Source organism: Flavobacterium sp. 22659 (genome assembly GCF_052044235.1).
Lineage (GTDB): Bacteria > Bacteroidota > Bacteroidia > Flavobacteriales > Flavobacteriaceae > Flavobacterium > Flavobacterium johnsoniae.
The window spans coordinates 77,092-89,695 of the sequence record NZ_JBQEMU010000013.1; the positions used below are offsets into that span (position 1 = coordinate 77,092).

The 12,604-nt window shown below is 32.8% G+C and carries 10 protein-coding genes and 1 tRNA gene; 9 read left to right on the forward strand and 2 right to left on the reverse strand.

The window, feature by feature from the left end:
• Positions 1-45: 45 nt before the first annotated feature.
• The 3 genes from ACTJIW_RS14135 (at position 46) to ACTJIW_RS14145 (ending at position 1,175) form a co-directional block, all read left to right on the forward strand.
• A tRNA-Leu gene (locus tag ACTJIW_RS14135) sits at positions 46-131 on the forward strand.
• 127 nt (positions 132-258) lie between these two features.
• On the forward strand, positions 259-726 hold the full coding sequence (locus tag ACTJIW_RS14140; protein WP_149207182.1) for a DUF1569 domain-containing protein: 468 nt from the start codon (positions 259-261) through the stop codon (positions 724-726).
• 14 nt (positions 727-740) lie between these two features.
• On the forward strand, positions 741-1,175 hold the full coding sequence (locus ACTJIW_RS14145) for a nuclear transport factor 2 family protein (RefSeq protein WP_149207183.1): 435 nt from the start codon (positions 741-743) through the stop codon (positions 1,173-1,175).
• A gap of 1 nt (position 1,176) precedes the next feature.
• Here ACTJIW_RS14145 and ACTJIW_RS14150 read toward each other — a convergent pair whose 3' ends face one another.
• Positions 1,177-1,827 carry an endonuclease III domain-containing protein gene (locus tag ACTJIW_RS14150; protein ID WP_012024801.1) on the reverse strand — a complete coding sequence of 217 codons (651 nt, stop codon included), beginning with the start codon at positions 1,825-1,827 and terminating at the stop codon, positions 1,177-1,179.
• A 45-nt stretch (positions 1,828-1,872) separates the two neighbouring features.
• The gene (locus tag ACTJIW_RS14155; RefSeq protein ID WP_440716698.1) at positions 1,873-2,739 is read right to left on the reverse strand and encodes an alpha/beta hydrolase; all 867 of its coding nucleotides are present in this window, start codon (positions 2,737-2,739) and stop codon (positions 1,873-1,875) included.
• Between the two features lie 116 nt (positions 2,740-2,855).
• Here ACTJIW_RS14155 and ACTJIW_RS14160 point away from each other — a divergent pair, with 116 nt between their 5' ends.
• The 6 genes from ACTJIW_RS14160 to ACTJIW_RS14185 all read left to right on the forward strand — a co-directional run bounded on the left by ACTJIW_RS14160 (position 2,856) and on the right by ACTJIW_RS14185 (position 12,549).
• Positions 2,856-4,277: a glycogen synthase gene (locus ACTJIW_RS14160; protein ID WP_440716697.1), complete on the forward strand. Its 1,422-nt coding sequence runs from the start codon at positions 2,856-2,858 to the stop codon at positions 4,275-4,277.
• Complete coding sequence (locus tag ACTJIW_RS14165) at positions 4,274-5,554, forward strand: glucose-1-phosphate adenylyltransferase (protein WP_012024804.1); 1,281 nt, start codon at positions 4,274-4,276, stop codon at positions 5,552-5,554. Before ACTJIW_RS14160 ends, ACTJIW_RS14165 begins: the two co-directional genes overlap by 4 nt.
• A gap of 114 nt (positions 5,555-5,668) precedes the next feature.
• A complete protein-coding gene (glgB, locus tag ACTJIW_RS14170) occupies positions 5,669-7,573 on the forward strand; it encodes a 1,4-alpha-glucan branching protein GlgB (protein WP_440716696.1) in 1,905 nt (634 codons plus the stop codon).
• A 203-nt stretch (positions 7,574-7,776) separates the two neighbouring features.
• A complete protein-coding gene (locus tag ACTJIW_RS14175) occupies positions 7,777-10,176 on the forward strand; it encodes a glycoside hydrolase family 31 protein (protein ID WP_440716695.1) in 2,400 nt (799 codons plus the stop codon).
• An 83-nt stretch (positions 10,177-10,259) separates the two neighbouring features.
• Complete coding sequence (locus tag ACTJIW_RS14180; protein ID WP_073411247.1) at positions 10,260-11,069, forward strand: M48 family metallopeptidase; 810 nt, start codon at positions 10,260-10,262, stop codon at positions 11,067-11,069.
• A gap of 160 nt (positions 11,070-11,229) precedes the next feature.
• Entirely contained in the window at positions 11,230-12,549 is a 1,320-nt protein-coding gene (locus ACTJIW_RS14185) for an MFS transporter (protein WP_440716694.1), read from the forward strand.
• Positions 12,550-12,604 lie beyond the last annotated feature (55 nt).

Here is a 12,604-nt window from a genome sequence, read left to right on the forward strand (position 1 = left end):
AAAATCCATGTGTCCCTGGTTCGATCCCTGGAGGTACCACTTAATGCTCGGATGGTGAAATTGGTAGACACGCTGGACTTAAAATCCAGTGAACAGCAATGTTCGTGCGGGTTCAAGTCCCGCTCTGAGTACTAAAACTTCAATTAGCTTTGCTAATTGAAGTTTTTTTTTGGAATAAACTGAAATTTTAAATAATTAGAAATCGTAAAACAGTTTTAATCAGAAATTTTATATTTTTACTACAATATTTAATCTTAAATGGTAATTCCAGCTATGCAAAACGTTTTTCATAAAGAAGATTGTGATCAATTTATTGGTAGAATCAATCAGCTTAAAATAGATTCTCAGCCTCTCTGGGGTAAAATGTCGGTTGACCAAATGCTGGCTCATTGTAATGTTACTTATGAAATGGTTTATGATAATATTCATTCTAAACCAAATCTTTTAATGAAGCTTTTGTTGAAATTTTTAGCTAAAAGCCAAGTAGTCAGTGAAAAACCTTATCCAAGAAATCTTGGTACAGCTCCACAATTTATTATTAAAGGAGATTGTAATTTTGAATTAGAAAAAAACAGACTGATTTCTTATATATTAAAAACACAAGAATTAGGAGAAAATGAATTTGAAGGTAAAGAATCTCTTTCTTTTGGTAAATTGACTTCTAAAGAATGGAATAATATGTTTGCTAAACATTTGGATCATCATTTATCTCAATTTGGCGTTTAACCTAAATTTATTTTATGAGAGTTTATTTTGTTTTATTTTTTATTTTTTTGGGATTTCACTCTAATGCTCAGAAACAAGAAGTTCAAAAATGCATCGAGACCTTTTTTGAAGGATTCCATCAAAAGGATTCTATTAAAATGAAATTGGTTTGTTCTGATAAAATTATCTTGCAGTCTATTAGTGAAAATCCTTTAAAAGGTAATAAATTATCTGATGAAACGGCTAAAGAGTTTTATAAATCAATCGCATCTATTCCTGCAAGTATGAAATTTCAAGAGAAAATTTTGAGTTATAATATTCAAATTGACGGTTCAATGGCTCATGTTTGGGCTCCCTATGAGTTTTATCTAAATGATAAATTAAGTCATACAGGAGTAAACACTTTTACATTATTTAAAGAAAAAGATTCTTGGAAAATTATTTACCTGATTGATACACGTAGAAAATAATCTAATTTTTTAGTACAACAGTGTTATAATACAGGCAGATTTCTGTTAAAAGACATTCTTCACACTTTGGTTTTGGTCTGCAGATTTCACGACCTAAAAATGAAATTGCCATTCCAATTTCTGACCAAATACTTTTTGGTAAAGCCTGCATTAAGTCTTTTTCGACTTTATTACCATCTTTAGATTCCTTTATTATTCCAATTCTAGGTGCTACGCGAATTACATGTAAATCGGCAATAATTCCTTCAGCCGGCTGTTCAGTTTCTCTTAAAATTACATTGGCAGATTTTCTTCCAATTCCTTTCAAGGCTGTCAAACCAGACATTGTTAAAGGAATATCATTATCATTTTGAATGGTATGTGCAATTTCTAAAAGCCATTGAGCCTTAGTCGGATAATTACGTACTTTACTTATGTAAGAAATAAAAGTGTCAATATCAGCTTTTGACAGACTTTTTAAAGTTGGATATTTTTCAAATAATGCAGGTGCAATCTTGTTGATGTTAGCATCAGAATCCTGTGCAGATAAAACTACCATTACCAAAAGCTGATATGTGTTTTGATAATCTAAAGGATGTTTTTTGTGCTTGTATTTTTTTAAAATGGGTTTTAATTTAGTTTCCCAATTTTCAGTTTCGCCAAACAAATCCATCTTATACTTTATTTAGTGTTGATATTGAAATAGTTATCTATAAAGTTAATTGATTTTAATGAATTCTAATATCTTTTTTATAACATTTTGATTTCCAAGTATTTTTCTGTGTCCTAATCCATCGGTTAAAAATAAAGAGCCGTTTTCCAGATTTTCATATATATGAATTCCTGCTTTAACAGAAACTTCAGGATCATCATTGTCATGTATTACCAATACCGGAATTTTAATTTTTTGTGCAGCGCGGTAAGCCGAAAAGTCATCCATTTTCAGTTTATACAAATCTTCAAAAAAGATTCTCAGTCGGCTGCTGTATTCATTATTGAGTTTTAATTTGAAAATAAATTCATCTAAAATATCCTGCACAATATCTCCGCTTCCAATTATAACTGCTTTATTTACTTTTAAACCGTCTTTGACAGCATTTAATACCGACATACCGCCTAATGAATGTCCAATTGCAAATTCAAAAGGTCCAAATTGTTTTTCAATTTCCAAAATAGAAGCTATAAACTCAGACATTATCGTTGTTTTTCCCTGTGATTTTCCATGTGCCGGAGCATCAAAACTAATTGTAGAGTAATCATTTGCTAAAAGTTCATCAGCTATTTTAAATAACTGTGTTCCTCTGCCAGACCATCCATGAACCAACAATACTTTGCGTTCACTTTGACCATAATGATAAGTTACAACACTTTTATTAATAGCGGGAACATAAACATTTTTTTGAATGCTTTTACGATCCATTTCAAACTCACGTTTGGGAACTTTATGTTTTATTGGTGTTGTAAATATTCTTGCTGCGAATTTTGTTGCGAGTTTTGTGGATACAAATGCGCAAATTTTGGCAGATATTATAATTATCTGTGGAATTTTTAATGATTTAGTAGGATTAATTGCCTTTTTTGCCATTTCAATAAAACTTATTTAGAAGCTGAACCTTGCTTATTTTTTTGCTAAATTTAGAAAACATAAAAGTAGCATATTAATGATTGTTTCTTAAAAAAATAATCGCAAATTAATTCTAAATGGAAATATTTCATATTAGTGCAGAATGTTATCCAATGGCTAAAGTTGGCGGCTTGGCAGATGTTGTAGGCGCTTTGCCCAAATATCAAAAAAATGCAGGAAATGATGTAAGAGTTGTTGTTCCGGCTTATGATACGAAATTTAAAAAAGAGAATAATTTTGAGTGTGTACATTGGGGAACGGTTAAATTGGGAAATTTTAATTTTCCGTTTAGTGTTTTAAAAGAAAGTTCAGATAAATTAGGTTACGAGTTATATCTTATAGAAATCAAAGAATTATTTAATCGTCCAAATGTTTATGGTTATGAAGATGATATTGAACGATTTTTATCTTTTCAAATTGCGGTTTTAGATTGGATTATTGCACGAAATAAAGTTCCTGAAATTATTAACTGCCACGATCATCACACTGGTTTAATTCCATTTTTATTACAATTTGCTTATAAATATGAAAACCTGAAAGATGTAAAAACTGTTATAACAATTCATAATGGATTGTATCAAGGATGGTTTGGTTTTGATAAGCTGTATTATTTACCAGAATTTGATTTAAAACATATTGGGTTTTTAGAGTGGAATAATTGCATTAATTCACTAGCTGTTGGTGTAAAATGTGCAAATGCAGTAACAACGGTTTCTCCGAGTTATTTAAATGAAATTAATTACAGTGCAAATGGTTTAGAGTCTTTGTTTAATTCTGTTCGAAATAAATCAAAAGGTATTTTAAACGGAATTGATATTGAAATTTGGAATCCGTTAAAAGATCAAATGATTGCAGCTAATTATTCAATAGAAAACTTTGAAACTGGGAAACAGAAAAATAAAGAAAAATTGTGCGAACAGTTTGAACTCGATCCTTCGAAACCATTGTTTAGTTTTATAGGACGTTTGTTTGAAGAAAAGGGAGGTGATTTACTCCCGCAAGCTTCTGCACTAGCATTATCAGAGCATTTTGAAGAGATCAATATTTTAATTCTAGGTTCAGGAAATGCTGAAATAGAATCGCAGTTAACCCAGCTGCGTAATGATTACAAAGGAAATTACAATGTTTTTATTGGTTATAACGAAGAATTGGCACATTTGATTTACGCAGGTTCAGATTATATTTTAATGCCTTCAAGAGTAGAACCCTGCGGTTTAAACCAAATGTATGCGATGCGATACGGAACGATTCCGATTGTTAGGAGAACTGGAGGATTAAGAGATACGGTTATTGATTTTGGGGATGATGGAAACGGAATCTGTCACGATCAGGCTTCGGTTGGAGATATTTGTGATTCAATAAACCGTGCGGTTAAATTGTATGACGATAAAATAAATTTTAATACCGTTTTAAGACGAGGAATGGCAGCAGATCATTCCTGGGAAAGAGTGTGCCAAGAATATATCGAAATATACAACTTAATAATTCAGCAAAAATGAAATTTAAAAAGAAAAATGTAGTTGCCATTATTTTAGGAGGAGGACAGGGATCACGTTTGTTCCCGTTAACAGAAACAAGATCAAAACCGGCTGTCCCAATTGGAGGAAAATATCGTTTGGTCGATATTCCAATTTCAAATTGTATCAATTCTGATATTTTTAAAATATTCGTTTTGACACAGTTTAACTCTGCATCTTTAAATGCACATATTAAAAACACTTTCAATTTTAGTATTTTCAGTCAGTCGTTTGTCGATATTTTGGCAGCAGAACAAACTCCTGATAATCCAACCTGGTTTCAGGGAACTGCAGATGCTGTAAGGCAATGTATGTCACATTTTTTGAAACACGATTTCGATCATGCTTTGATTCTTTCAGGAGATCAGCTGTATCAAATGGATTTCAACGAAATGCTGGAAGCACATATTGCTGCTGACGCTGAAATTTCGATTGCAACCCTGCCTGTAAATGCTAAAGATGCTCCGGAATTTGGAATTTTAAAAACCGATCATGAAAATAATATTCATGCTTTTATAGAAAAACCAGATGCTTCATTACTGCCTGAATGGGAATCTGAAGTAAGCGAACAAATGCAGGAAAAAGGAAAAAAATATCTTGCCTCAATGGGAATTTATATTTTCAATAAATCATTGTTGGAAGAACTAATGGCAGACCAGGAAACAAAAGATTTTGGAAAAGAAATTATTCCGCAAGCCGTTGGAAAACACAAAATATTAAGTTATCAATATGAAGGTTATTGGACAGATATTGGAAACATTGAATCATTTTTTGAAGCCAATATTGGTTTAACTGCAGATATTCCTGAATTTAATTTATTTGATAACGAAAATAAAATCTTTACAAGACCAAGATTATTACCGCCTTCTAAATTTAGAAACTCCATTATCAATCAATCCTTGATTTCTGAAGGCTGTATTATTAATGCAAAAGAAATAAAAAGCTCAGTAATTGGCATTCGTTCGAGAATTGGAGAAGGAACAGTGCTTGAAAATTGTTATGTAATGGGGAACGATTTTTATCAGGATTTAGATGAATTGAATCATGACAGCAGTATTAACAAAACTCATGTTGGTATTGGTGAAAATTGTTTTATTAAAAATGCACTGATAGATAAAAATGTACGTATTGGGAACAATGTTCACATTAGCGGCGGAAAGCATTTAGATAACTTTACAAATGAATTATATAGCATTAAAGACGGAATTGTTGTAATTAAAAAAGGAGTTACTTTATCAGACAACTTTAGAATTGAATAATTTTAAATATCAATATCAATTTCAATATCAATATCAATATCAATATCAATCAATATCAATTTCAATATCAATATCAATATCAATCAATATCAATTTTTGCCTTAAAAACCAAACATGACTAAAGTAATCGTACATTCTCTATTTACCGATTTTGATATAGATTTATTCAAAGCGGGAAAACACTTCAAATTATATGAAAAATTAGGAGCACATTTAATTGAAGTTAATGGAGTAAAAGGCGTTTATTTTGCCGTTTGGGCTCCCACGGCACAGTCGGTTTCGGTTGTGGGCGATTTTAATTACTGGACTCAAGGCGAACATAATTTAAATGTTCGCTGGGATTCTTCTGGAATTTGGGAAGGATTTATTCCCGATATTTCAAAAGGAGCTCTTTATAAATATAAAATTCAATCGAGTATAAATGGTGTAATTACTGAAAAAGCAGATCCTTTTGCTCTTTATTGTGAAAAACCACCGCATACGGCTTCTGTTGTCTGGGATTTAGACTATAAATGGAAAGATGAAAACTGGATGCAGAACCGCCAGCAGCATAATGCTTTAGATAAACCATATTCTGTTTATGAAGTTCATTTAGGTTCCTGGAAACGAGCAGATCATAACAGGTTTTTAAGTTATTTAGAATTGGCAGATGATCTGGTAAAATACGTTAAAGAAACCGGTTTTACGCACGTTGAATTTATGCCGATTATGGAATATCCTTATGATCCTTCATGGGGTTATCAGTTAACTGGATATTTTGCGCCGACTTCGCGTTTTGGAAAACCGCAGGACTTTATGGTTTTGGTTGACAGGCTGCATCAGGAAGGGATTGGAGTGATATTGGACTGGGTTCCTTCGCATTTTCCAGATGATGCGCATGGTTTAGGTTATTTTGACGGTTCTCATTTATACGAACATCCAGATCGTAGAAAAGGCTATCATCCGGACTGGAAAAGCTTGGTTTTTAATTATGGAAGAAATGAAGTCCGCGCTTTTTTAATCAGCAATGCTGTTTTCTGGCTTCAGAATTATCATGTAGACGGATTAAGAGTAGATGCTGTGGCCTCGATGTTGTATCTTGATTATTCCAGAAAAGAAGGCGAGTGGGAAGCCAATATTTTTGGCGGAAGAGAGAATTTAGACAGTATAAGTTTTCTTAAAGAATTTAATGAAGTTATTTATGCTAATTTTGATGGAGTTCAGACTATTGCAGAAGAAAGCACTTCATTTCCTATGGTTTCCAGACCAACCTTTACCGGAGGTTTAGGTTTTGGAATGAAATGGATGATGGGCTGGATGCACGATACTTTAAAATATTTTCAAAAAGAAACGGTTTATAGAAAATACCATCAAAACGATTTGACGTTTTCGATGACATACGCTTTTACCGAAAACTTTATGCTTCCGTTTTCTCATGACGAAGTTGTTTACGGCAAACAATCTCTAATTTATAAAATGCCGGGCGACGAATGGCAGCGATTTGCTAATTTGAGATTATTATACGGTTATATGTTTACGCATCCGGGAACTAAATTATTGTTTATGGGTGCAGAATTTGGTCAAACCAGCGAATGGAATTTTGAACAAAGTTTAGACTGGCATTTACTGCAATATGATTACCATTCAGGAATAAAGAGATTAATTACAGATTTAAATCAGTTATATAAATCTCAACCTGGATTGTATGAAAAACAATTTACAGCAGATGGTTTTGAATGGATAAATTATTCAGATCATCAAAATGCGGTTTTATCTTATATCCGAAAAGGAAATAATCCTGATGAAAATGTGGTTGTGGTTTGTAATTTCACGCAGGTAGTACGAGAAAATTATAGAATTGGAATTTCTAAAAAAGGAAAATTACAAGAAATTTTTAATAGTGATGCTTCTATTTATGGAGGAAGCGGCATAGAAAATGGAAAATCTCTAAAAATCGAATCAATTCCGTATGATGGCAGGGAATTTTCAGCCGAATTAATTTTACCGCCATTAAGTGTAACGGTATATTCTTTCGGTTAGAAAAAATCTTACAATTATTTTTAGAAGTGCTTTTTTGTCATTTTATCGGTCATAAATTATCGATATTTCGATTTTTTGAGCTGTAATTTAATTCTCAGCCAGAAAAAACGTTTTCGTGAATAAACCTTTTATTCATAGGGCTTTACTAACTTTTTTCGTATGTTTGAAATAGAGATTATTGTTATAATTAATTCATTGGCGATATGATTACAAACACATCATTAGAATATAAAGGCGATTTATATCCATCAAAAATCGTTTCTTATGAACATGAAGGCGATTCGATTTTTTTTAATACAGATAACAAAGTAATCTTAAAAGTCACTATTCTCAGGGACAGTTTAATTCGATTTCGATTTACTACAAAAGGGTATTTCAGCAACGATTTTTCGTATGCCATTGATAAAACCCAGCTTCATGGTTATAATTTTCTTGAACTTACAGAGCAGGAAACTTATTTTGAAATAAGAACCAGTAAATTAAAATGTAAAATTCAAAAAGCAGATTTACGCCTTTCAATTTACGATTTAAATGATTTTCTAATTCTTGAAGACGAACTTGGTTTTCATTGGGAAGAAAGTTACGAATATGGCGGGAATATCGTAAAAATGAGCAAATTTTCTAAAGACGGTGAATGTTATTACGGTCTTGGGGATAAAGCAACACAAATGAACCTCAAAGGCAAAAGAGTTGAGAATTTTGCAACAGATCAATATGCTTACCAAAAAGATCAGGAACCTTTATATAAAGTAGTTCCATTTTATATTGGTCTGCATAACAAACAATCTTACGGAATATTTTTTGACAATACATTTAGAACTTTCTTTGACTTTTGTCAGGAAAGAAGAAATATAACAAGCTTTTGGGCAGAAGGAGGTGAAATGAATTATTATTTCATTTACGGGCCTCAAATGCAGGATGTTGTAACAACTTATACTGATTTAACGGGGAAACCAGAATTACCGCCGCTTTGGGTTTTGGGTTATCACCAATGCAAATGGAGTTATTATCCTGAAAGTAAAGTAAAAGAGATTACTTCAAAATTTAGAGAACTTAAAATTCCCTGCGATGCTATTTATCTGGATATTGATTACATGGATGGTTTTAGATGTTTTACATGGAATAAAAACTATTTTCCAGACCCCAAAAAAATGGTCACTGAATTAGCTGAAGACGGTTTTAAAACAGTTGTAATTATAGATCCGGGAATTAAAATTGATAAAGATTACTGGGTATACAAAGAAGCTTTAGAAAAAGATTATTTCTGCAAAAGAGCCGACGGACCTTATATGAAAGGTAAAGTATGGCCGGGCGAATGTAACTTTCCAGATTACACAAATCCCGCTGTTAGAGAATGGTGGGCAGGTTTATTTAAAGAATTAGTTTCAGAAATAGGCGTAAAAGGAGTTTGGAATGATATGAATGAACCTGCTGTAATGGAGGTTCCAAATAAAACATTTCCAATGGATGTCCGCCACTTCTACGATGGAAATCCCTGCAGTCATAGAAAAGCACACAATATTTATGGAACACAAATGGCAAGAGCCACCTATCATGGTGTAAAACGCTTTGCTTATCCAAAACGTCCGTTTGTAATTACAAGATCGGCATATTCTGGCGCGCAGCGCTATACATCATCATGGACAGGTGACAACGTGGCAACCTGGGAACATTTATGGATTGCCAATATCCAGGTGCAGAGAATGTCAATTTCGGGAATGGGATTTACAGGTTCTGATATAGGGGGATTTGCAGAACAGCCAACAGGAGAATTGTATGCACGCTGGATTCAGCTTGGGGTTTTCCATCCATTTTGCAGAACACATTCATCCGGAGATCATGGAAATCAGGAACCGTGGGCTTTTGATGAAGAAGTAATTACTATTACCAGAAAATTTGTCAGCCTTCGTTATCAATTATTACCTTATTTATATACCATGTTCTGGCAGTATATTGAAGAAGGAGTTCCAATGCTAAAACCGCTTGTTTATTACGATCAGGACGATACACAAACGCACTACAGAAACGATGAATTTATTTTTGGAAACCAAATTTTAGTATGTCCAATACTTGAACCTAATGCTGTAGGCAGACGTATGTATATACCTAGAGGTGAGTGGTATAATTACTGGACAAATGAACTTTTTATTGGCGGAAGAGAAATCTGGATTGATACCAAATTTGATGAAATTCCGGTTTTTGTGAAAGCGGGAGCAATTATTCCAAAATATCCCGTACAGCAATATGTGGGCGAACTTGAATTTGATGAATTAACTCTTGATGTTTACTACAAAAATGGTAAAGAACAATCTGCCGTTTATGAAGATGCTCAAGACGGATACGATTATAAAAAAGGACGTTACAGCTATTTATCGTTACGAAATATTGGGAAAGAAAAAGAACTTATTATCCAGCTTCACAAAGAAGGAAAATATACAACTCCGTACACGAAATACAAGATCAATCTTATTGGACTGCCATTTAAAGTTACAGAAATAGAAATTGACAACGAAAAAATTGAGTTTGATAAAGTTAGTTTCGAGTTAAATAATTTCTTAATTGTTGATAAAGAGTTTAATGAACTTCATATTGTAGGAGAGTAAGTAAAATTCTGTTATTTTTTTGACTAATTGTATAAAATATTAATTTTTAATAATTGTATTTTTGTGTGAAAATAGCTTGAATTATGAAAAAATATTTGTTTCTAGGAGTTTTTGGAGCACTTGTAATGGCTTGTGCTACAAACCCAATTACAGGTAAACAAAACTTAAATTTTGTTTCAAACAGCGAATTGTTTCCAACTTCATTCCAGCAATACAGCACTTTTTTGTCTGAGAATAAGGTGATAACAGGAACAGCAGATGCAAAAAGAGTAGAATTAGTGGGTACTAAAATTAAAGCTGCTGCTGAAAAATATTTAACCTATTTAGGTCAGTCACAATATTTGAAGGATTATAGATGGGAATATAAATTAGTCGATAATAAAGAAGTAAATGCATGGTGTTTACCCGGAGGAAAAATTGTAGTATATTCTGGAATTCTGCCGGTTACGCAGGATGAATCTGGTTTAGCAACGGTAATGGGACACGAGGTATCACACGCATTAGCCAATCATGGAGCACAGAGAATGAGTGCCGCACAATTGCAGCAAATTGGAGGAGCAGTTTTAGATGCTGCAACAACTAATAAATCTGCCCAGACAAGAGAAATATTTTCTCAAGCTTATGGTATGGGAACTGAAGTAGGAGTAATGCTGCCATTTAGCAGAAGCAACGAAAGTGAAGCAGATAAAATTGGTTTAACATTAATGGCAATCGCAGGATATAATCCAGAAGATGCTGTGGCTTTCTGGAGCAGAATGTCGGCAAAATCTGGAGGATCAGGTACACCAGAGTTTATGAGTACACACCCTTCTGATGCTACAAGAATTGCTAATATTAAAGCTTTAATACCTGAGGCAAAAGCCATAGCCCTTAAAGTTGGTACTATAAAATAAAGATTACATACAAAAAGTATGATTTTAAAAGCCGTTCAATTTTGAATGGCTTTTTTTATTTAGCTCAAGTTCATAATTTAATAATGTACGAATTGAATAATTTCTATTTGTTTATCATAAAAAATAGATAAATTCGTAGCCTGTTAACAAAATCATTTCTATGAAAAACCTACAAAAAGGAGATAAGAAACTTTTAAATGCCTGGGCATTTTATGACTGGGCAAATTCAGTTTATACTTTAACAATTGCATCTGCAGTATTTCCAATTTTTTATGAAGCCTTATTCAGCGATCGTGATCATTATATAGATGTTTTTGGAATGCATCTTAAAAATTCAGCATTAATAAGTTTTATAACCGCTTTTGCTTTTATGGTGGTTTCATTTATTTCACCTTTATTGTCTGGTATTGCTGATTATGTTGGAAACAAGAAATCTTTCATGAAGTTTTTCTGTTATGTAGGGGCTTTATCTTGTATGGGATTATATTGGTTTGACCTGGATAATATTTATGTTGGTCTTTTATTTTATTTTCTTGGACTTCTTGGATATTGGGGAAGTTTAGTTTTTTACAACTCATACCTTCCGGATATTGCATTTGAAGAGCAGCAAGACAGAATTAGTGCAAAAGGATATTCATTAGGATACATTGGAAGTGTTATTTTGTTGATAATCAATTTAGCAATGATAATGAAGCCGGAAGTCTTTAATATTACGGGAGATGGTGCAGCGATGAAAGCAATGCGTTATTCTTTTGTAATGGTAGGAGTTTGGTGGATTTTATTCAGCCAGTATACTTATTACTATTTACCAAAAGGGAGTAAAGAAACGGGACAAAAACTAACAAGATCTGTTGTATTTAATGGCTTTAAAGAATTAAAAAAGGTTTGGGCGTTATTGAAACAGAATATTCCTTTAAAACGTTATTTAGGAGGTTTCTTTGTTTCCAGCATGGCTGTTCAGACTGTAATGCTGGTTGCTACTTATTTTGGTGCACAGGAAATACAATGGTCATCTAAGGAAGAAAGCACTATTGGTTTAATTGTCTGTATTTTAATAATTCAATTAGTAGCCGTAGTTGGAGCGGTTCTAACTTCAAGAGCTTCAGAAAAATTTGGCAACGTTCCAACTTTAATATTCATTAACGCAATCTGGGCCGTATTTTGTGCTCTTGCATTTTTTATTACGCTGCCAATGCATTTTTATGTTATGGCAACAATTGCAGGATTTGTAATGGGAGGAATTCAGGCATTATCTCGATCAACATATTCAAAACTATTACCGGAAACAGAAGACACGGCATCATTCTTTAGTTTTTATGATGTTGCAGAAAAAATAGGAATTGTAATTGGAATGTGTGTTTACGGAATTATCGATCAAATTACAGGAAGTCCGCGTGCTGCAATTGTAATTTTAGGTATTTTCTTTGTTACAGCTATTTTCCTTTTGAGAAGAGTTCATAAAAAAGACGTTTCAAACTAATCGAAACGTCTTTAATAACAACCAATATCACGAATTACACGAGATTATTTGATTG

What these genes read in the sequence shown, in the direction of transcription:
- ACTJIW_RS14155 (WP_440716698.1), bottom strand. Translation starts at nt 2,739, where the DNA reads ATGGCAAAAAAGGCAATTAATCCTACTAAATCATTAAAAATTCCACAG.
- ACTJIW_RS14160 (WP_440716697.1), top strand. Translation starts at nt 2,856, where the DNA reads ATGGAAATATTTCATATTAGTGCAGAATGTTATCCAATGGCTAAAGTT.
- ACTJIW_RS14175 (WP_440716695.1), top strand. Translation starts at nt 7,777, where the DNA reads ATGATTACAAACACATCATTAGAATATAAAGGCGATTTATATCCATCA.
- ACTJIW_RS14165 (WP_012024804.1), top strand. Translation starts at nt 4,274, where the DNA reads ATGAAATTTAAAAAGAAAAATGTAGTTGCCATTATTTTAGGAGGAGGA.
- ACTJIW_RS14140 (WP_149207182.1), top strand. Translation starts at nt 259, where the DNA reads ATGGTAATTCCAGCTATGCAAAACGTTTTTCATAAAGAAGATTGTGAT.
- ACTJIW_RS14180 (WP_073411247.1), top strand. Translation starts at nt 10,260, where the DNA reads ATGAAAAAATATTTGTTTCTAGGAGTTTTTGGAGCACTTGTAATGGCT.
- ACTJIW_RS14145 (WP_149207183.1), top strand. Translation starts at nt 741, where the DNA reads ATGAGAGTTTATTTTGTTTTATTTTTTATTTTTTTGGGATTTCACTCT.
- glgB (WP_440716696.1), top strand. Translation starts at nt 5,669, where the DNA reads ATGACTAAAGTAATCGTACATTCTCTATTTACCGATTTTGATATAGAT.
- ACTJIW_RS14185 (WP_440716694.1), top strand. Translation starts at nt 11,230, where the DNA reads ATGAAAAACCTACAAAAAGGAGATAAGAAACTTTTAAATGCCTGGGCA.
- ACTJIW_RS14150 (WP_012024801.1), bottom strand. Translation starts at nt 1,827, where the DNA reads ATGGATTTGTTTGGCGAAACTGAAAATTGGGAAACTAAATTAAAACCC.